The organism is Lysinibacillus sp. FSL M8-0216, assembly GCF_038595555.1.
GTDB lineage: Bacteria > Bacillota > Bacilli > Bacillales_A > Planococcaceae > Lysinibacillus > Lysinibacillus fusiformis.
On sequence record NZ_CP152007.1, the window covers coordinates 2,492,193 to 2,511,380 of the forward strand.

General features: G+C 34.8%; 18 protein-coding genes. 4 read left to right on the forward strand and 14 right to left on the reverse strand.

What is annotated here, in order from left to right; all coding sequences use genetic code 11:
• Positions 1 to 146 precede the first annotated feature (146 nt).
• From MKX57_RS12185 to MKX57_RS12195, 3 genes are all read right to left on the reverse strand, one after another.
• On the reverse strand, positions 147 to 803 hold the full coding sequence (locus MKX57_RS12185) for a Type 1 glutamine amidotransferase-like domain-containing protein (protein WP_090001440.1): 657 nt from the start codon (positions 801 to 803) through the stop codon (positions 147 to 149).
• Between the two features lie 259 nt (positions 804 to 1,062).
• Positions 1,063 to 1,578 carry a GrpB family protein gene (locus MKX57_RS12190; RefSeq protein WP_342550311.1) on the reverse strand — a complete coding sequence of 172 codons (516 nt, stop codon included), beginning with the start codon at positions 1,576 to 1,578 and terminating at the stop codon, positions 1,063 to 1,065.
• A 257-nt stretch (positions 1,579 to 1,835) separates the two neighbouring features.
• Complete coding sequence (locus tag MKX57_RS12195) at positions 1,836 to 2,714, reverse strand: LysR family transcriptional regulator (protein ID WP_342550312.1); 879 nt, start codon at positions 2,712 to 2,714, stop codon at positions 1,836 to 1,838.
• Between the two features lie 104 nt (positions 2,715 to 2,818).
• Here MKX57_RS12195 and MKX57_RS12200 point away from each other — a divergent pair, with 104 nt between their 5' ends.
• The gene (locus MKX57_RS12200) at positions 2,819 to 3,586 is read left to right on the forward strand and encodes a sulfite exporter TauE/SafE family protein (RefSeq protein WP_342550313.1); all 768 of its coding nucleotides are present in this window, start codon (positions 2,819 to 2,821) and stop codon (positions 3,584 to 3,586) included.
• 58 nt (positions 3,587 to 3,644) lie between these two features.
• Here MKX57_RS12200 and MKX57_RS12205 read toward each other — a convergent pair whose 3' ends face one another.
• Positions 3,645 to 5,366: a HAMP domain-containing sensor histidine kinase gene (locus MKX57_RS12205; protein ID WP_342550314.1), complete on the reverse strand. Its 1,722-nt coding sequence runs from the start codon at positions 5,364 to 5,366 to the stop codon at positions 3,645 to 3,647.
• Complete coding sequence (locus tag MKX57_RS12210; RefSeq protein WP_089986557.1) at positions 5,363 to 6,094, reverse strand: response regulator transcription factor; 732 nt, start codon at positions 6,092 to 6,094, stop codon at positions 5,363 to 5,365. The genes MKX57_RS12205 and MKX57_RS12210 overlap by 4 nt, the downstream gene beginning before the upstream one ends.
• A gap of 225 nt (positions 6,095 to 6,319) precedes the next feature.
• Between MKX57_RS12210 and MKX57_RS12215 the strand changes: the two genes are divergently transcribed.
• Both MKX57_RS12215 and MKX57_RS12220 read left to right on the forward strand, forming a co-directional pair.
• Entirely contained in the window at positions 6,320 to 7,006 is a 687-nt protein-coding gene (locus tag MKX57_RS12215) for an ABC transporter permease subunit (protein WP_036227150.1), read from the forward strand.
• Positions 7,006 to 7,914: an ABC transporter ATP-binding protein gene (locus tag MKX57_RS12220; protein WP_008177795.1), complete on the forward strand. Its 909-nt coding sequence runs from the start codon at positions 7,006 to 7,008 to the stop codon at positions 7,912 to 7,914. The genes MKX57_RS12215 and MKX57_RS12220 overlap by 1 nt, the downstream gene beginning before the upstream one ends.
• A gap of 289 nt (positions 7,915 to 8,203) precedes the next feature.
• On the opposite strand, the gene MKX57_RS12225 is transcribed toward MKX57_RS12220, so the two are convergent.
• The 6 genes from MKX57_RS12225 to MKX57_RS12250 form a co-directional block, all read right to left on the reverse strand.
• Complete coding sequence (locus MKX57_RS12225) at positions 8,204 to 8,629, reverse strand: stage III sporulation protein AH (protein ID WP_107922278.1); 426 nt, start codon at positions 8,627 to 8,629, stop codon at positions 8,204 to 8,206.
• A 255-nt stretch (positions 8,630 to 8,884) separates the two neighbouring features.
• Positions 8,885 to 9,514 carry a DUF3885 domain-containing protein gene (locus MKX57_RS12230; RefSeq protein WP_089986491.1) on the reverse strand — a complete coding sequence of 210 codons (630 nt, stop codon included), beginning with the start codon at positions 9,512 to 9,514 and terminating at the stop codon, positions 8,885 to 8,887.
• Positions 9,515 to 9,587: 73 nt separating this feature from the next.
• Entirely contained in the window at positions 9,588 to 10,508 is a 921-nt protein-coding gene (locus tag MKX57_RS12235; protein ID WP_089986490.1) for an ABC transporter ATP-binding protein, read from the reverse strand.
• Between the two features lie 11 nt (positions 10,509 to 10,519).
• Positions 10,520 to 11,731 carry an ABC transporter permease gene (locus tag MKX57_RS12240; RefSeq protein WP_342550315.1) on the reverse strand — a complete coding sequence of 404 codons (1,212 nt, stop codon included), beginning with the start codon at positions 11,729 to 11,731 and terminating at the stop codon, positions 10,520 to 10,522.
• A 17-nt stretch (positions 11,732 to 11,748) separates the two neighbouring features.
• Positions 11,749 to 12,873 (reverse strand): ABC transporter, encoded by a 1,125-nt coding sequence (locus MKX57_RS12245; protein WP_239354619.1) that lies wholly within the window; start codon positions 12,871 to 12,873, stop codon positions 11,749 to 11,751.
• A gap of 343 nt (positions 12,874 to 13,216) precedes the next feature.
• Positions 13,217 to 13,783 carry an XRE family transcriptional regulator gene (locus MKX57_RS12250; protein ID WP_342550316.1) on the reverse strand — a complete coding sequence of 189 codons (567 nt, stop codon included), beginning with the start codon at positions 13,781 to 13,783 and terminating at the stop codon, positions 13,217 to 13,219.
• A gap of 142 nt (positions 13,784 to 13,925) precedes the next feature.
• On the opposite strand from MKX57_RS12250, the gene MKX57_RS12255 reads away from it, so the two are divergent.
• Positions 13,926 to 15,404, forward strand: coding sequence for an L-lactate permease (locus MKX57_RS12255; protein ID WP_090001421.1), 1,479 nt, complete (start codon positions 13,926 to 13,928; stop codon positions 15,402 to 15,404).
• Between the two features lie 62 nt (positions 15,405 to 15,466).
• Here MKX57_RS12255 and MKX57_RS12260 read toward each other — a convergent pair whose 3' ends face one another.
• The 3 genes from MKX57_RS12260 to MKX57_RS12270 all read right to left on the reverse strand — a co-directional run bounded on the left by MKX57_RS12260 (position 15,467) and on the right by MKX57_RS12270 (position 18,512).
• On the reverse strand, positions 15,467 to 16,294 hold the full coding sequence (locus MKX57_RS12260; protein WP_008177777.1) for a GNAT family N-acetyltransferase: 828 nt from the start codon (positions 16,292 to 16,294) through the stop codon (positions 15,467 to 15,469).
• A 59-nt stretch (positions 16,295 to 16,353) separates the two neighbouring features.
• The gene (locus MKX57_RS12265) at positions 16,354 to 17,106 is read right to left on the reverse strand and encodes an SDR family oxidoreductase (RefSeq protein WP_342529307.1); all 753 of its coding nucleotides are present in this window, start codon (positions 17,104 to 17,106) and stop codon (positions 16,354 to 16,356) included.
• Positions 17,107 to 17,204: 98 nt separating this feature from the next.
• Positions 17,205 to 18,512 (reverse strand): opine metallophore biosynthesis dehydrogenase, encoded by a 1,308-nt coding sequence (locus MKX57_RS12270; protein ID WP_342550317.1) that lies wholly within the window; start codon positions 18,510 to 18,512, stop codon positions 17,205 to 17,207.
• Between the last annotated feature and the right edge of the window lie 676 nt (positions 18,513 to 19,188).

Below are 19,188 nucleotides of genomic sequence, written 5' to 3' on the forward strand. Positions count from 1 at the left end.
ATCTCGAACAAAAAGTACACTTCATGATAAAGCCTAAACTTTTTGTTGCCAAGGTTTGATCAAATTGATATTAAAAAAAGAAAAGAGCGTGTTTTGGACATAAGTTTGATCCAAACACGCTTTAACTTTGCATAATTTCACCATAGCTAGAGCGTCTCATCCAATTTCTGAATTTTGGTGTGGGACATTAAATAGACATTGCCTAAAATGTCGATGTTGCCTCCCTTTACACGTACAGCGCAATCCTTGTTCGACGCATAAATATTTATTTCTTCCGATAAAGCAGTCAGCTCGTCTTGCACCAACTCCATGTTATTTTCAAGATCAAAATGCGACAGGATGGAAAAATTGTCAAGACCAATTCCGTCGTATAAAGTGCTTTTTTCAACTGGATAGCCAAAGTTTTTTGAGCATAACCATTTAGCGGACATATTGATAGCTCCAGCACTTGCCCCCATTACAACAGCCCTGCTTTTTTTAATCAAATCCGACAATTCATAGTCTAGTAAAAACTCATTTTGTTTAAGAGTATCTCCACCTAACAAGAAAATGGCTGACGCATTTCGAATAAAGGCTTGGGCATCTTCCTTCTGTACGTGATAATTAATTAAATGATAGTCATCGAATAGAATACCTGCTTGGTCAAGCCATGAGCGTTCAGTAGCACCCTCCTCTTCATACAAAAGTGGATTCGAGCTAATCATAGCAAGCGATTTTCTATCAGTTATATCCTCCTGTAACACCCTGCCTAGATTCTCTGGAAAAAAATCATTAAACCAACCTAAATAATAGTGTGTTTTCATGTGTACCTCCGTTACTCATTCTGTTTCTTATCACTTACACAATAAGCTCAATATGTTCTGCTTGTGGTACTAATAGTAATGATTGTAAATTAATTTTATCAAATTTTTCCAAAATAATACATTCCCAGTTACCCTCTTCATAAGTACATCAACTATAATTCTTTGAAGCAAATATGAATTGGGATTGGAAATCCGCCAACTTGCCATCCCCCTCAACTAACAGGTTTAGTTAAAAAAGCTGTCTATGACAGCCTCTAGATTATCGTCCGTCATACCATGCCAATGCTTTTCGTTCTAATTCTTTAGCAAAATAATCTTTCCCAGCTATGTATGACTTCATGTTATTAGGAAATTGTTGTGCTAATCTTTCCTTTAAATCTCCATAAAGCTTCATTTCATCAGGATGTGATATTAAATAATCCCGAAAGGCCAGATGCCTTGTGATTTCACCGCTTCCAATCTGATAAAAGTGAACGTGATGCGTGCGATTATCACCACCTTTTTGAAAGTATCTACGCTGAGCTATTCCATTTTCCCCTTTAGCAACATACCCAATTTTTTGCATCTCCAAATTGAAATTATCAACGTGATGAATATCTTTCACAACAGGCAGGATGTCTATGATTGGTTTAGACTTTAACCCAGGAACAGAGGTACTTCCTATATGATAGATGTCTATGATTTCATTTTTAAATATAAAATTCAGTTTTTCAGCCTCTTCCATAAACAGTTGAATCCATTGCTTATTGTACAAACTGACTACTAGTTTTCGCAAAGTATTTCCTCCTAACACTTCAATAACCAATATTTTATAATGTTCGTGTTTTACGAAAAAGCAAACGTGTCCAGCCGGTGAACAATTCGCATTTCATCATTATAAACACGAACAATTAATTGTTTTAATAACGTCAATGTACGTCTTTTTATCTTTATTGCCAACGATTACTACTAACTATATATCTCGCTCTACGTACTTAATTGATTAAATTGAGTCAACCGAAACAGCATTGTACTTTTTCACGGTTTTATTAGTTAAGCATTTATATGAGCTTTTAAAAATTGTATAAATGGTTGTTCGATTAGATCAGATTTCCGCGAGCAAATAAATAAACTTTGATGAATATCTGCCTGCTGAACATACACTTGAGCTAATTTTCCACTTGTTATACTTTCTGCCACACTATAGGACGGAGCTAAGGTCATTCCATATCCTGCTTCCACTACTTTAATGGATTCATGTAAGCCCTGCATTTGAAGTCCTAGTTTAGGTAATGGAGCATTGAACGTGTAAAAAATGGACTCCAATAAATCGAGTGTCGAGCTACCACGTTCCCGATATATAAAATCTTCGTTCGATAATTCATACATGGAGACCGTTTGATTGGCTAAAAGATGGGAGGGGTGGACGATAAACCAAAATGGGATATCTACTACCTTTTCAAACTGTAAATCGGTATGACCCATTTTACTTTGAACGACAAAACCAAAATCTACTTCATAATTCAAAACTTGTTCTTCCACAGATTGAACATTGCCTAACGATACAACAAATTCTATATGAGGATGAGCAAGCTTGTACTTAGCGATGATAGGCGGAAGTATGTAATTTATAGGGATATAAGACGAGGCAATATGTATTTTGTTTTCCTTGGCTAAAAATTTACCAAGCTTTTCATCGATTTGTGCTTCTAAGTAAAATAAACGCATGCCTTGCTCGTATAAAAACTTCCCCTCTGGAGTTAATTGAATGCCACGCCCTTTGCCTTCAATCAATTTAGCCCCTATTTCATTCTCTAATTTCCGAATTTGTATCGTAACCGCAGGCTGACTGAGTAGCATACTATTCGCTGCTGCAGTAATTCCGCCAAGTTTGGCTACATTCGTAAAGATTCTCAAAGCATGTAAATTCATGCCATTCCCACCTTTCTATCCATAAATTATATTTATGAATAAGTAATAAATATATATTTGTTTTATGTATAGTTTATCAGTAATTTAAGGATAGAGGTGATGAAATGGAAATTTTACTACAGGAATGGTTATCAATAAAAGGGTTTATTTTATTTACGATTGGTTTACTCGCGGCCATAATAGGAGTTCTGTTTGGTGCAGCAGGCTTTATTTTGATGCCTTCCTTATTACTCGTTGGCATTCCCATTCATACAACGGTCGCTGTTAATAAATTTGCGACAGGAATATCAGCCCTATCGAATGTAGTTTCATTTGTTATAACAGGACGTTTATCTGTGAAAAAATACTTTTCTTTCATGATAGTTTCTTGCTTAGGAGGTGTCTTAGGTGCAATATTTGCAATCCTCTTATCGGAGCGAATCATGAACGTGGTTGCTTGTATCAGCTTAATTTTCGCATTTATGATGGTTCTTCGCAGTAATAAATGGATTGTAAAAGATGTCAAGGAAATGGAGGAACAACGTATTAACAAGCTTGTTCCATTTGCAATTTCAATGTATGACGGAGGTTTTGGACCAGGCTCAGCACTTATGAATATAACCTATTTCTTAAAAAAACAACACCATTATTTAAAAGCAGTGGAATTAACAAGAATGATTTCGTTATCAAGCTGTACAGGCGCTTTCCTCTTTTATTATTTTACTGGCATTGTTAATTGGGGCATTGCTATTCCTGTTTCACTTGGCTCTATTGCTGGCTCTTTCTTAGGCTTAAAGATTATTCCCCATATCCAAACAAAATGGATTCAAATTATATTACTGATCATTTTTTTATTCTTACTTGTTCAAGTTGTGACGGATTTAATAAAATAAATGTACAAGTCCTACCCTTTATATCCAAAATTTAAGGACATAAAAGGCAGGACTGCCATCATGAATAAAATTTTAAAACAATGACCGTACCCTCTCCAGGTGTACTAGAAGCAGCTATTTCCCCTCCATGGGCTACTGTTAATTGTTTAGCGATGCTCATGCCCAACCCCGAACCACTTGTATTTTCCTCTGAATTCGTACCACGATAGTAGCGTTCAAATAATTGATCTAACGTGGATGAATCCATTCCAATACCATTATCCTGAATACGAACAGTGAAGTAATGATCACTTTCCTTCTGTACAATAATAGCAATTCTCGTATTTGTCGGATTATGCTTAATAGCATTAGAAATCATATTATCAATAATACGCGTAAACCATTTCATATCAAGAGGGTATGATATCGGCTCTTCAGAAGCATGAAATGAAATATTATAAAAAGTAAATTGCGGATCATTTATAAAATGAATAACGGCTCTTCGAATGACTTCGTTTACTTCTTGCGTTTGACGAACCATGGGCAATGCATTGTTTTTTAGGCGATACGTTAAGCTTAAATCATCAATTAATTCAGACATAAAGGTTGATTTTTCACGTAATGTTTTCCCAATCTGTTGAAACTCTTCTTGTGACCAATTGTAGGGGGCTGATTCAAGGACATGCGCATAACCATTTATAGAAGATAAAGGTGTTTTCAAATCATGAGAGACACCAACAATCCACTCTTCGCGAGTTTGTTCAATTTGTTTACGAAGCTTTTCGTTCTGCTTGAGCTGCTGGTTCAATTCATTCAAGGAATCATTAATTTCTCGAAATAAACGGAAGGACCGCTTCTTCTTACCACGACGATTTAGTGATTTATCTTTTTTCTTAACCTCTTGCTCGTGATAATTACCATCCGCTAATCGTTGAATAAAGTTAACAATATAGAGAACGGGTTGCCCAAAACGTTTACCGTACCAAAACGCTGTGGCGATGATAAATAAAATAAGGGCTACTCCATATAGAAGAAATGCTTTTCCTAAATAGGTATTATGCTTACCTTCCCCCACCTTTACTGCAGCGAATGGTACTTCAATGACCCATGTCTGCTGTTTCTCTGCATCAAAATGTATATATTGGCTGCCATTATTTCTAAGCTGATCAGCCTCATCCCCAAGTAAATGATCGAGTGAAAGTTTTGCTTGAGGATTTTCCACATGCCCGTATTGTTGGAGGATCTCCCCATTCGCTGAATAAATGGCTAGCGTTCCGTGAGTTTCTTCCAATAGCCGCTCCCCTTGCTGAGAGAGGCGCTTTCCATCCCATTCAATTGGAAGTTTTTCTGCTAGCTGTCGTGCAGGACGTTTTTGACCAACTACAACAAAATAGGTTTGTCCACCCTTCTCCTCCTGGCTAATAATGAGCTCGTATGGGAACGGGATGCTTTTTTGCCAAAAGGCTATTAATTGACCAGCTTCGTAATGCGTTGGAACATCAGATGGTAGTTTGGAAGAGGCCAACATATTTCCGTGAGCATCGATTATTTGTAGCCATTCCTCACGCTTTTCTATATCAGAAATTTTGTTAGCATCTAACGACACATGGCCATTTTCAATTGAAAATGTTTGCCTTAATGTACTATTGCTTCTACTTGTTACATGCTGTGTTTCAGGTTTACTTTCTAACTGCAACCCAACATACACTAAAAAAATGATGGTACCTATTGCTAAAGCCACTAATACAAAAACAATTTGTGAAATAAAGGTAAAGGCAAGTCGACGACTAATTCGATTCATACCATCCCCTCTTTTTGAATTAATTTATAGCCTAGTCCTCTAATGGTTAATAACAATTCGGGGTCCTTCGGGTCCTTTTCTATCCTCTCGCGTATACGGCCAATATGTACGGTAACCGTATTATCATCCCCAAAGCTATGATCACCCCAGACAGCTTCATATAACTGACTTTTCGTAAAGATTTGATTGGGATGCTTGCAAAAAAAGAGTAGTAATTGATAGACCTGAGCGGGACAAGAAATGACTTGTCCATCCACAATTAATTCCCCTGCACGCTCATTCACCTGGAATCGACCAAAATCGTAAATGAACGTATTTAAAGATATGTGCTGTGGTCTTTCCTCCTCATATAATTTAACGCGGCGTAGTTGCGCTTTCATTCGAGCGACTATTTCTAATGGGTTAAATGGTTTTGTAATATAATCATCCCCGCCCATAGCAAAGCCTGTTAATTTTTCTAAGTCTGAGTTTTTTGCTGTAATAAATAAAATCGGGGCCTCTGTTGTCTCCCTAATAAATGGACAAATATCAAAGCCACTCCTATCTGGCAGCATGACATCCAATAAAATCATGTCGTATGGCTTCTTATTACATGCATTTAACGCTTCTTGAGCAGTACTTGCACGATCTATTTGTCGAAAGCCCTCTTTCGTTAAAACCATTTGTAACATATCTAAAATGGCTGATTCATCATCAACAAGTAAAATGGCCACATCTTGTAAATTCATATTTAAAATCTGTCCTTTCCCGTCTAACATGGAATTCATTTTAACATGTTTTTTCCAATGAATAATACTGCTAGTTTGTCACCACTACAAAGCGAATATAAACAGAACATAAACAGCGTTCATAAAAGTTTATTAACATGTCATCTACCGTTTCGGCTTACGTAAAAATCAGCCTTTATACTCTAGAGAGTGTTAAAAATATATTTCTATTATGGAGGAACCACTATGATTGCTATTTGGAAAAAGGAGTTTATTCAATCATTTCGCAGTATCTTTTCACTTATAACGATTGGCATTTTTATTGCCGTCTCCTATTATTTATCTGATTTTGTCACAAATAGCAGTCTCCTTACTGGCATTAAATTTGCTGAGGCTGGCTATGTAAGTGGACTGGTATTTCTAATTTATATAATGGGTTTTTTATTTATTTTTTCTTTATTTCACGACACCATTAATAGGGAAACGGAAAGTAGGACAATTCGGTTCCTAGTAACGAAAACATCCCGATCTTCTATTATTGTAGGCAAATTATTAGGAATTTTTTCATACTGGTTTATTTGCTTATTAGCGTCATTTAGTATGATCGCATTCTTTTCTCATGAATTTTATATTAAAACATTCGGTAGCTTATTTGTTATGCTAGCGTACATCGTGTCGTTATGTGTGCTACTATCCTGTCTCATTCCTAAGCGATCGATGTCCATGTTTATTGGATTACTAATTAGTATGGCTATTCCTACATTCGGTTTATGGAGCCTTTTTTCAGAAAAACTCTGGTTAAAAATCATTAAATATATGACTCCGTATCATTATATGCTTGAGGGCGGAACATGGGGATGGCTCGTTGTTCTGTTATTTGCAGCTATTATGGTAGGAGTCTCGATACTTAGTCTTCATAGGAGGGATTTGTAATGACCGTAATTGAAACAATGGATTTAAAAAAATCCTATCACAAGCATTTAGTTGTACGGGGCATCGATTTACAAGTACAGGAGGGAGAAATCTTTGGCTTCTTAGGAAGAAATGGTGCAGGGAAAACAACTTTCATTAATATGCTTACAGGGATTGTTCTTCCAACAAGTGGGCAATTTCGAATTTTAGGAGTACCTAACAATCAGTTGGATCGTGTGAAACACAAAGTGGGTGTTCTACCAGACTATACCGAGTTTTATGGCAATGATACAGCTCTGGAACATCTTCAATTTTTTGCAAAGTTACAAAAGCATAAGGTAACTAAACAACAATGTGTAGATTTATTAGAGCAGGTTGGCTTAAAGAATGCGGTCCATGTTAAAACAAAAAAATTCTCGTTCGGGATGAAAAAGAAGCTAGGCGTCGCACAGGCTGTCGTCGGAAATCCAGATTTAATTTTCCTAGATGAGCCTACTTCGGGGATGGACCCGGAATCTGCGTTAGAGATGCAAAAATTCATACGAACATTAGCCAGTCAAAACAAAACTATTTTTATGACATCACATAATTTAAATGAAGTGGAAAAGCTATGCAGCCGGATTGCTATTATGAAAAACGGCATTATTTCAGGTCTAGGAACCATCGATCAATTACAAAAGCAATTTCAGACTACTATTGAAACAACTATTAAGCTCTTACCTAAAAATGACACGTTGTACCGTCATGCTCGCGAAGAAATCGAAGCTTGGACGACGATTAACTATTCGGATAATCAACACATTACTGTGGCAATACGTGATGAATCAGATATTGCTAGCATTGTGCATTCCTTATGTAAATTTGATACAGACATTTTTGATATTCAAACAAATCGACCTTCATTAGAAGAGATATTTATGAATGACTAACAATACGTAAGCAACTACTTTTAAAGGAGTTGCTTACTTTGGTATTTTCTCGTTAAACCATTAATGGAGTCCAGCAAAGCAGTACATGATTGTAAAGATCAGCATAAAGGTTAAAACTGCTCCTAGTATATTTTGATTATACGTATTTTTTCCATTGATTAGTTTCTTTAAAAAAGTAGTAAAATTTAAAAAATATAAAACTCCTAATACTGGTATAACAAACAACAGTATAAATAACATAAAGTACTCCCCCTTATTTTTCATTATATTAAGTAACAAGCATACATCTTTAGCTTAATAAAAAACGGTCCCATACCTTTTCATCCATCCAGAAGAAACCCTCGTGCGAGCAAGCTGCTAATAAACATTGTTCACCGTCATAAAAGATTAAATCCTCCGGTAATTCTGGCGTAATCCAACCAAAAAGTGAGTCGGTACGCTCCTTCAAAAATTGAGCAGTCGTATCATTTAATAGAAAATAATAAACAAATGCCGTATTTTCGCCAAGCGTTGTCGTCTCCCATTCATTTTGAACCTTTCTTTCGATAAGCTGACTTTTAATAGGAGCCAATAGCTCATCAACAGCGGCTAACCGTAATTCTTCATTTTCCATCAATTGTCTGTTCTCAACAAAGGCAAAGCGGTTACATCGTTTCGCAAGTATATCGATAAGATGTTGATAGCGTTGCTCCATTATATTTTCAGTAATCATCATCAATTTTCATTCCTCCACATTTTCTATACTCAATTCAAAGCGCTCTATTTCAATCAAACATCGCTAGATGCCCCATAAAAAAAGAGCTGCGGGTAGCAACTCCATGATTTTGAATGAAAACCATTGTAAAAAACACTAAGTGATTATTTTTCCTATCCTTTGCTTGTCATAACGAATGGATGCAAAATCATAAAAGCTTATGTTGATTAATTCCTGCATCCATTCGTTCTATTGAGAATGTGCAACGATGTCATCTCAATTGCGATTATCTATCCAGTTCCTAAATTTTAGTCCTAAAGGTTTTATCGTTTCTTTATTCGTCGCGATGACCTCACAACCTCTATCATCATAAATAAAAAAGATAACATTTTTCGTCAAATTAATAAAAAATACATCTGGATAACTATAGCCTGTACCAAATTTGGGCTTCAAGCGAAAATCCTCGTTACAGGCTGCTTTGATGAGTAATACATAGTGAATATCTTGTTTGCGGCACTTTAAGAAAAATCGTGAAATATAAACATCCTCATCATCCCATACATATGGCAAGGTTTGTTGTTTTAAATGGTATTTTAATTGTTTATTTTTTATATAACGATCATAAACTTTTATGCGCTTTTTCTTACCTTCAGCAGGCTTATACTGATAAATATTTGTCACAAGTAAAATCTCATCTGAATACGAAAATATTTCGTTAAAAATGGCCAAAGCTTGATGGTATACATAATGAAACCTTGCTAGATTTAGACGGCCATTATCTTTCCATTGATAAAATCCAGCCCCGAATTCAACGTGAATGCCAATATCCCATTGCTGATAAAGGCTAGGAGTTAACGTGAGTCCAGGAAAAGTCTTATTTAAATATTGTTCAACATCTATCGTCATTCACTCAAATCTTCCTTTAGTTTTAATTAAATATTACACCTTCCCACATCATCTAGCATAAAATTCAAAAAAACTAGGTCACATTTTTATACTCATGATAATACATAGAATACAAATCATTTAATGTCACTTTTCCGAATGCAAAATCCACTACATTTCTCTCCACTAAAAAAGATGTAAGTGAACTTAATAAAGCGGCCTCAGAGCTTGGTAAATGAATTAATGTTATACCATTTGTAAGTGTTTGCAGCTTTATGTTTGGAAACAGCTCAGACAGTTGTTTTTCAGTTGCACTCTCCAGATTGTTCACGCGAATCGTTTTAATATGCGCTTGACTGAAACCTTCTATTATTTGATTCGTATCCACTAGTTTTCCTTCGTTAAACAAGAAAATTCGATCTGCATATTTCTCTAAATTATCGAGTAAATGTGAGGCAATAATAATAACCTTTCCCTCCGCCTTTTTCTCTACTAATATCTTCGAAATAATTTCTACATTATTTGGATCAAGTCCGTTCATCACCTCGTCCATCATCATAATGTCCGTATCCGTAACTATTTGCATAGCAAAGCATAGTCGCTGACGCATACCGAGGGAATACGTGCCTGTTTTTTTATTTACATAATGCCCCATATTCAAAATTTCGATGGTTTCATCTATCAGTTTTAAATCGGATTGCCACATTGTTGCAAACATTTTTAAATGTTCGCGCCCGCTTAAGTGATTATACAAGTCGCTTTGGTCTGGCATCATCGACACAAAACTATGAATTTTTACTTCATTTGATTTATTCGAGTAGCTTATTCCATCTTTAAATACTACTTTCCCTTTCATTGGCTTTACATAATTCATCAACACATTCATAAATGTGGATTTTCCTGTTCCATTTGGTGCAACAAGTCCAATCATTTCTCCTTGCTCAAATGTCATTGAAATATCATTTAACACTGTTTTTTTCGCAAATTGCACAGTAATATTTTGAATATCAATCACCTGTGTCCCCCCTATTTAATTAGCTTATAACGTCTATTCATAACAGTAAGCAGCATGAATAAAATGATGACTACAGCTAAGACAAGTAACAACTGTAATCCTAAATTGAAATCTAAAAAATCGTTCATATAATAAAAATTTCGTTGTTTTGAAACAATTTGTCCGACTTGAATGTAAGAAGTTGGGTAGATTTGAATATCCCAAAAGTAACCAACATATCGGCTGAAATAAAACTTCTCGCCAAAAATAAGGAGTAAGCCGATGGCAAAATTCATCATCTCATTACGGAATATGATACTGCACAATAGTACAACGTTGATGATGACCATAAACCAAGTTAAAAGCAGGATGAGGGTTTGTCCTAAAAACATCCCTAAAGTCATCGGTTCAAATTTACCTTCCTGACGCCATTCGAGATGAGGAGCATACATGGGTGATGGTAAATTGAAATTTCCAAAGCCGGATTGTAAGCCTATAATAATGAGCCCAGCTAAAAGGGGTACAAATAATACTAAACTCCCTAGTAGGACAACGACCATTTTCACAAATAGCTTTTTCCAATCGCTAATAGGGAATCCTTTGATAATGGATGGATGACGTCGATCTTTTGTGACGATATCAATGGCTAAAAGTAGTACACACACAATTAAAATAACAGGTAGTAATCCCTTTAATAAACGCTCGAACGTTTGAAGCGCTGTCCGCTGTTCGAAAATTTCCGTTGATAATTCATAATTTGCGTTCGCATACGTATCATAACGGGCTGCCTGCTCTAAATAAGCATAAAAGGCATCATCTTCTGCATAATCATTATTTTTTATAAAATACTTTGAGTTATAGGAGAATGAATCACTTTTGTATGTAATCGCATTCGTAAAGTAGTACCAGTCACGAGTTACCTCTGCATATTTTTTTAGATCCCCCTCATCTAATGCTTCTAATCTCGCTTTATCTATTGGATTAATTTGCTTAAATATATCAATTGCAAAGATGATGGCCGGATGTAGTCTATATATGTTTTGACCCTCCATCGAATCTAAAAATTCCTGCCGTGTTAAATAGCGAGCCTCAATTTCTTCATATTCGACTTGTTCAATCGGATTATATGCAGGTGCTATTTTAAACACATAAAAGAAGGTTGCAAAAGCAAGCAAAAAATAGATGGCTAAGTTTTTCTTATTCGTAAAAAATTGTTTGAATTCAAATTTGAAATAACTCCACATGCTAATGAATACCTCCCCTATGCCCTTTTGATTTTTCCTGTTGAGAAAAACGTTTTAATAGCGAATAACATTAAAATAATACAGATAAACAATATGATTAATCCTAGATTCATCGTAATATCAACAGGCTGTGCTAAATCTACTGGTACGCCTCGTAAAATATCATTGAAGTTCATGAAATTGAAAGGATTATAGGGAAATACACTAATTAAAGATGGGAAAATCATCGGTAAAAAGAACAAGATAAAATGCACAAATAATGTTAAATACATATTTTTCAGTAATACATTCAATATAATCGACAGTAGCATAACGAAAATGGAGATGACGAACATATAGCCAAGGCTCATCGCGATATATTGGACGGAAGAGATTAATACAGCATCTCCTACGTAAATTCCTACAGGATCTAGTGGGTTACCAAGTCCATGTACGATCCATAAAGGACTAGCGCAAATAAAAATGAGTAAAAAGCTTGTTAGGATGGCTAACAAAGAAATCATACATTTAGATAAAATATAGGAATCAAAACGAACAGGAAAGCCTTGAATTAAACTAGAATGCTCAAAATCATCTAGCAAAATAGAACTTGTTTGGAAGCTAATAAATATGTACCAGCCCGCGCCTACGTAACTAAAGAAAAATAATAAGAAAGGTATGTATTGAAATAAGTCGGTTATTGTATCCCTTCCCGCATCATTCATCCATTTAAAATAAAGATAGTCCATCGAATTTTGTAATTTAGAGGGTAATAATTCTGCGATATCATGGTATCCTTCTAATTGGAATGCCTCTTGTCTTAATTCAGCAAGCTGAAGTGAAGACTCATAATACATGGATTGTCTGTCCATCGTTAATGTGGCTATTTGCAATGCAATCTTACTTTTTTGCTTCGTCAAATTTTTAAATATGTCGCTACCATCACCTGTTTCCGAAGCATCCTTCACTTGAAACTTTGATAATATAGCCTGTGTTGAATAATAATCACCCTTTTTCTCAATAAGCTGATTACCAACGGCTTGCGCCTTTATATAAAACATAAAGCCAAAAACGATCATTACAACAGCAATTAGTGCAACTAAATTTCTTCGATTTGCTCGCTCCATTACTAGACCTACTTTTAATGCTTTTAACACTGGCATCCTCCTCGCCTTTAATTGTGAAAGTCTTTAGAATACTATGATAATGCTTCGTGGATATTTTTTCAATTTTTTGTATTTTAAAGGTTATGAATAGTACGAATAAAAATTTGCTATTTATTGGATGGATAGCAAATAAATAATATAAAACTATAAAATCTAGTTACTTTTTAATGGCTGAACTATTTAACCATTCTAAGTATTTTTCTTGTTACGTATTTTTAGATTGTCATTTTAGTAGTAATGATCTAGTGTGTGCTTTTAATGAAAAACGACATAAATAAAAGGACTGCTTTTGACAGTCCTTAATGGATCAATTATTAATAAGACATCTGAAAATGGCAGTTCAACTACCATTCTTACTTTGAGTTGAATCAATAACTAAAAAATAAATGCATTCATGATCCGTCTCATTGATAAATCTATGCTCCGTATTTGCCTCAAAAAAGAATGAATCCCCCTCATTTAATTGTTCTTTATAAGCCCCTTTTGATAGTTCCACGTTTAAGCTACCTTTTTCCACATATATGTATTCTTTAACTCCAGATTTATGGGCTGGGAATATTCCAGATTCTGAAAGGGGTGGAATTACATTTTTGACAAATTCAATTCCTCTTGACGGAAAGGATGGAGACAATAAATGTCTCTGAAAACCAGAGCTTTCATCAAAGTACACGGGCCTCTTTTCTTTTCTTATCACAACTATTTCTCTCGTTTCTTGCGAATCTAATAATGCCGATAAAGTGGTATTTAAAGCCTCCGCAATCTGACAAGCTACAGTAATTGTTGGATTTTTTCCGCCACGTTCAATTTGAGAAAGCATAGATGTACTTACTTTACTCAACGCTGAAAGCTCCTGTAAACTTATGCCTCTTTTTTTTCTAATAAAATTTACTTGTTTTCCAAATTCCATTAGTATTTCTCCATTCTTTAATTAAAATGAGTTAAAATTCAAAAAACTCTTCCCTTTTACGGATTTTAACGTAAAATAATACACTATAGAATAAAGATTTACACTATAGGAAAATTAAATGAAATCAAAGGGAGTGATTTAATTGTTAAAATTTTTACTTGCTATCCTACCTTTAATTAGTATTATTTTTATGATTTTTGTTTTGAAAAAGTCTTCTATTTTTACTGGAATAGTAGCCTGCTTTTTAACAGCGGCTATTGCACTATCCCCTTTCTTTCATAGTAGCATATTTGATTTAACAGAACCGATCATAAAAAGCTCGCTAACTACGTCAGTTATCGCCTATATATTATTTTTCGGTATTCTTTTATTTCACTTAATGGATAAAGCAGGAGCCATTGATGGAATAGCTTCCTCTATAACTAAAGCTACCGATGACAAGATTTTTCAAATTCTCATTTTAGCATTAGGACTATCCCCATTAATTGAATCTGTTAGTGGCTTTGGTTTGGCAGTCATTGTCATAGCTCCTTTACTTATTGCATTAGGATTTAGTCCAATGAAGTCATCTCTTATTGCCTTAATTAGTTTATGTATCATTCCTTGGGGAACTCTGGCCATGGGAACAATAATCGGGGCAACATTAGGTAATGTAGATTTAGATAAAATGGGGATGGGCAGTGCTTTAATGTGTTTACCCATTTATATTTATTATGCCCTATTAGTAGTTTACATAGGAGTAGGCTTTAGAGCTTTGAAGAAAAGGCTATTCACCGTATTATTTGTAGGATTAATATTAGGGGCTTCTGTTTGGGTATGCAATAGATTTGTGAGTGTAGAGCTTGCAGGATTATTTGGATCTTTAACGGTCATCTTCGTTATTTTTTTGATGATTAAAAAAAGGAATACAACGCATGGGACGGCTTCACTAGAAAAAGAATCAAATACAATTAAAAATATAACACCCTATTTACTGTTAATAGTCCTTTTATTTATCTCAAGAATGGTTATTCCTCTAAAAAATTATTTATCAAGGACATTCCTATTAACGATTGAAAAATATAATTTTGAACTATCCATTTTGTATTCTCCTGGCTTTTTTCTATGTATCGTGTGTATTTTTACTATTTTCTTCTATCGACTACAAGTTTTAGAAATAAGTGAAAGTATTATTTCGACTTTCAAAAAATGCTATCCAGTTATCATAACAACTTTTTTGTATGTAGTTGTTTCTGAGATCATGTCCGAGGCAAAAATGATTCAGTTACTTTCTTTACTAGCGGCACAATCCTTTGGTCAGTTCTATGTTTTTGTTTCACCTTTAATCGGTGCAATTGGCGGCTTTTTAACAGGAAGTAACACCGCTTCAAATACGATGTTCATTAGATTACAAACAGAAACAGCCCTACATATAGGAATGTCCCCTATTCTAGTGGCATGTTCGCAAAATGTAAGTTCTTCGTTAATGACAATGGTCAATCCTTCGAGGGTAGCTTTAAGCTGTTCAGTATGTAAAATAAGTACGGACGAAAATGAAATTCAAAAAAAGATACTTTTTGTTGGTTTAGGAACTTTGACTATTATTTTAATTGAATTATTCCTGTTTTTCATATTCCGATAACATGATAAGAATCCACTTTGAAAGTGGATTCTAGTTAAAAATCTTCATCATTTCTATCTAAGTTACAGTGAAAATTCATAGCCAGTATAATGAAACCTATTTCTGAACCCTATTTTTTCTGCAATTGCAACAGAAGGCTTGTTCATATCCATACAATCCCAATAGGCAATCCAATTATTCTTTAAACATTCTTGAACATAATGGTGTGCGAGTGTTTGGGCTAAGTTTTTTCCTTGGTGAGCCTCTATCGTTTCGATATCTATGCCATGTACATTTGCAGCAACAAAGCCTGAAATACATGTACTCACAATCTCATTATGATGAATTATACAATAGCCCATGCCCTTGCTGAGGAAAATATCTGTTGAAGACCAAAATGCTTCTATTTTGGATTGCAAAAAAACGATGTTATGGATTGAATGATCCTTATTGTCAAGAAGTGTAGCAGAGATTTTACATAGCTCATATTCATGATTCACTATTGGTACAGTGTCCCCTTTATAATCACCCTGCTGTAAAGTGTAAACTCTTTGAAGCCAGCTCCCTAAATGGCGATGTTCAAAAACGCTTGCAATAATAGGATTCCATTTTTCATGATTGCCAACGCCTTCAAACCATTTTAGTTGCACTTTTTTTGCTGCTGGGATAATTATATTGTCAATCAAATTGTTTAATTCATTGTTAAATTCCTCATTTTGCTCACTTCCAAAAAATATAAATCCATCATTATTACCTAACCAAATTAGCCCGGATGACGGATTATCACGGTTATCTACAAAAATACGACCCGGATTTATACGTTCCACAACTGCTTTTGCTTCTAATTGCCCCTGCTCATTTAACAGTTCCCTACATTTACTAAAATCTGCCTTATCTAATTCTACGATCATCCAACATCCCTACCTTTTCTACAATGAAAGACCCACTGCTACATAAGCTACTATGTTATTTACCTTCCGCCACTAACATTTATAATCTCACCTAGAATATAGTTGGCGGCATCAGAAGAAAGGAAGGCAATGACTTCTGCTACTTCTCTAGCTGTTGCAGCCCGTTTAATAGGTACAGTAGAAGACAGCCGCTCAAGACGATGATCGCCAGGAGCGAATTTATCGTGAAAAGGTGTCTCTACTATTCCAGGCGCAACCCCGTTCACAATAATTCCATAGTCAATTAGCTCTTTGGACATGCCAATTGTCATTGTATTGATGGCCCCTTTTGCAGATGCGTAATGGATACTTTCCCCTGCCCCCCCAATTCGTGCAGCCGCTGAAGAGACATTGATGATTTTTCCGGATTTTACGGGAATCATATATGTTAATACAGCTTGGGAGCATAGGAGAACACTAGTGACATTTAACTGAAACGTTTCCTCCCATAGCTCCTCACTCATATCCATAAATGTACTTTGGCGGATGCCACCACCTGCGTTATTCACTAATACATCAATTGTGCCAAAGGAGGAAATAGCTTGTTCAACCATTGCGTTCACTTCTTCTTTATTCCTAACATTAGCTTGAATGGCAATCGCCTCTCCAGCCTTTTCATGAATACGTTGGACAGCCTCCATGGCCCCATTCACATTTGTATGATAATGAATAATTACTTTAGCGCCCTGAGCCGCCATTAACTCGGCGGTAGCAAGTCCAATACCTGAGCTCGCGCCTGTGATGAGAATAACCTTGCCGGATAAGTTATGCATAGCCTCTCTCCTAACAAAACGTTTATATTAGTTATTCTCTATTTAACATTGTTAAACCTTTTAAGAAGGTTCGTATATTCATGTAAATATAACTATTACTATTTTGGGTATTTACTTGAAATTAATTCCTTACAAATTAACTCAATGTCTTGTGAAAAAGATTTTACTTGGAAGGCATCTGAATATGCTTTATTTTCAGATGAAGCTACTACTTGTTGCAGTTTTGCCTCATAGGTTTGTACAAAATAATCTAGTGTTGGACTTTTCAAATTCAAGGCTTTTGCAACACCCTGAATGATTTTTACACGATAGTAATCTTCTTTTGGCATTCTAGGAATATCCCATTCTCTATTATGATTAATAAAAATCCTTTTAAGAGGAACTGCTGAGAAATCATAGTACTTTCCTTCTCGATCTGGTTTAGAGTATGGATCAATTAACAAGGATGCATAACGAATATAGAGCAAATACTCTTGATGGATAGACTCAAGGTTATTAAAATTTTCTATATCTTTCCTATCTATACTTGCGGGATGCAATGAATAATTATCATCTACCATAAACTTTAATAGATTTAGAGGTTGAATATTGAAATCATTCACCACTGTCATTACTTCTTTCCAATAATTTAGCATATGACGGATTGTTGTGTATGTGATGGGACCTTCAGGATAAAGTTTATACACATACTTTGGTGTCTTTGGTTCATCAAATATTACTTGTAAGGAAAAATCATTCATAAATAAGGGAGGATGTACGTATAAAGATATATTTCTTGTTTCTGCTTCAAGTGGAGATGTGAATTTTGTTAATTGAATTCCCAAACAATTAAATAATATACATAATTCATCTAATCGTTCTGATTTTGAGTTAGTTGAACCAATATAAAGTGTTTTCTTTACCCCAGTTGTCATTACTTTATTTGACGGAATGTCATCCAACCATCTAGTATCTCCATAATAGGTTGAAAAACTAATGACTTCTGCATGTGTAGATAGATTCTTTAGGAAATTGGTAATTAAATGACTTGAGCCGAACGTTGGTGAAATTAATATAAAGCAGTTAACTTCCCTCAAGACTTTGTTATCTATTTGTTCTAATACAGTAATATAGGAATCTGAAGTAACGCTTAGTACAACGGTATCCCAATTACCGTATATTGAATGGTATCCTTTAAATAATCCATCAATTGTACATTCTCCTGCAACAGATTGATGTTGTGTATTTTGAATAGAAACCTGAAGTGCAAGCTGATGTTGAACGATAGTTTCAAAGAAAATTTTAGAGCGTATAGATTCACGACCTGCAATAGCTACTTTACTATTAAGATGACTTTTAAAATTTACAGCTAATTGAATGGCTGTTGGTCCTGTTCCTAATATCAACACACTATTAAAATATGTCATAGCTATCTCCTCATCTAAAAAAAGTCATTGTTCTTTTTGATGTAAAATAACATCACTTTGAGGAAGTATTATTTCACCATTATTCGCCATTTTTTCTGGTCTACTTTTTACATTGAATCATTAAAAAAGATGGTAGCCCCTCTCCATGACGCATATCAACTAGAACATCTTTACTTAATCCGCCTTATTATTGGTTTATGTCATATTTACGCTAAAAAAGTTGAGCTAATAATCTTGTACAACGGCGTGTTTCCTTACTGATTATTGTTCAATTGAGAGAATACTTCTTTATAAAAAGATCAGATACTAACATGAGGTCCTTTAACTAAAAACTATTAGACTCTTTTTCTATGTTATGAATACAGACAGAAGAGTTATTTTTTAGATTCTCGACTAATGATATCTATATCGATCACTTCCCAACTTCTATTTTAGAGGATTAAAATTCAATATATGCCGTATTCTTTATGACTATTTCGATGTATTTTTTAATGTCACAGTATAAATTGTATTTTTATGTCATCTTTGATTTAGCTTTCATTATGTTAGTGGTTAGAAGATTCTAGAATGGTTTTGCTACGGGATGTCAGAGGCCCACTAGGTAAATTAGATGCCATAAATGATGTTAGAAAATTGTATACCATGTGCCTTGGCTTACATTATCGATAAAATTAAA

Bases quoted from the DNA above. Each gene is read 5' to 3' on its own strand.
- MKX57_RS12185 (WP_090001440.1), bottom strand. From the start codon at position 803: ATGAAAACACACTATTATTTAGGTTGGTTTAATGATTTTTTTCCAGAG.
- MKX57_RS12195 (WP_342550312.1), bottom strand. From the start codon at position 2,714: ATGAATTTACATGCTTTGAGAATCTTTACGAATGTAGCCAAACTTGGC.
- MKX57_RS12200 (WP_342550313.1), top strand. From the start codon at position 2,819: ATGGAAATTTTACTACAGGAATGGTTATCAATAAAAGGGTTTATTTTA.
- MKX57_RS12205 (WP_342550314.1), bottom strand. From the start codon at position 5,366: ATGAATCGAATTAGTCGTCGACTTGCCTTTACCTTTATTTCACAAATT.
- MKX57_RS12210 (WP_089986557.1), bottom strand. From the start codon at position 6,094: ATGAATTTACAAGATGTGGCCATTTTACTTGTTGATGATGAATCAGCC.
- MKX57_RS12215 (WP_036227150.1), top strand. From the start codon at position 6,320: ATGATTGCTATTTGGAAAAAGGAGTTTATTCAATCATTTCGCAGTATC.
- MKX57_RS12220 (WP_008177795.1), top strand. From the start codon at position 7,006: ATGACCGTAATTGAAACAATGGATTTAAAAAAATCCTATCACAAGCAT.
- MKX57_RS12225 (WP_107922278.1), bottom strand. From the start codon at position 8,629: ATGATGATTACTGAAAATATAATGGAGCAACGCTATCAACATCTTATC.
- MKX57_RS12230 (WP_089986491.1), bottom strand. From the start codon at position 9,514: ATGACGATAGATGTTGAACAATATTTAAATAAGACTTTTCCTGGACTC.
- MKX57_RS12240 (WP_342550315.1), bottom strand. From the start codon at position 11,731: ATGTGGAGTTATTTCAAATTTGAATTCAAACAATTTTTTACGAATAAG.
- MKX57_RS12245 (WP_239354619.1), bottom strand. From the start codon at position 12,873: ATGCCAGTGTTAAAAGCATTAAAAGTAGGTCTAGTAATGGAGCGAGCA.
- MKX57_RS12250 (WP_342550316.1), bottom strand. From the start codon at position 13,783: ATGGAATTTGGAAAACAAGTAAATTTTATTAGAAAAAAAAGAGGCATA.
- MKX57_RS12260 (WP_008177777.1), bottom strand. From the start codon at position 16,294: ATGATCGTAGAATTAGATAAGGCAGATTTTAGTAAATGTAGGGAACTG.
- MKX57_RS12265 (WP_342529307.1), bottom strand. From the start codon at position 17,106: ATGCATAACTTATCCGGCAAGGTTATTCTCATCACAGGCGCGAGCTCA.
- MKX57_RS12270 (WP_342550317.1), bottom strand. From the start codon at position 18,512: ATGACATATTTTAATAGTGTGTTGATATTAGGAACAGGACCAACAGCC.